Annotated in this window: 1 pseudogene; it reads right to left on the reverse strand. The window is 73.8% G+C overall.

What is annotated here, in order from left to right:
• Nucleotides 1–2 precede the first annotated feature (2 nt).
• Nucleotides 3–549 (reverse strand): annotated as a pseudogene (locus ACFHWT_RS31430) (hypothetical protein); the annotation flags it as partial.

Genomic DNA, 549 nt, shown 5'->3' on the forward strand with positions numbered 1-549 from the left:
GGCTACGGTCGGCCGTCGAGGAACATCCGCAGTCGGGTCAGGGTCTGCTTGTCGTCGCCGGGCAGGTGCCCGTTGACCGCGCGGCACACCCAGCCCAGGCGCAGCGCCACCCGGGTCGCGGCCACCAGGTCGCCGGTGAACCGTTCGGCGTACGGCGCCAGGTAGGCGTCCCGGAACGGCGCGGTGTCGACCGAGTCCCGCACGTCGTCGAGCCCCCACGCCAGCCCACCGTCGAGGGTGACCGACAGGGTGAGGAACGGGTGCGACACGCAGGCGTCGCCCCAGTCCATGATGAGGTGGCGGCCGTCGCGGACGAAGACCTGCGCGTCGTGCAGGTCGTCGTGCTGCAGCAGCTCCGGCAGCCCGTACTGCGCGAGCTCGGCGCACAGGTCGGCCACCATCGGTGCCGCGTCGCGGAACCGTCGCTCGGCGCCGACGGCGTCGATGATCCGTGCGTACGCCTGCGGCAGGGTGGCCAGCCGCCGGTCGGGCACGCCGAGGGCGAGCAGGTCGTCGACGTCGTCGGCCAGGTCGAGCTGCACCGCGGCG

The organism is Micromonospora sp. LOL_021, from assembly GCF_048060215.1.
Lineage (GTDB): Bacteria > Actinomycetota > Actinomycetes > Mycobacteriales > Micromonosporaceae > Micromonospora_E.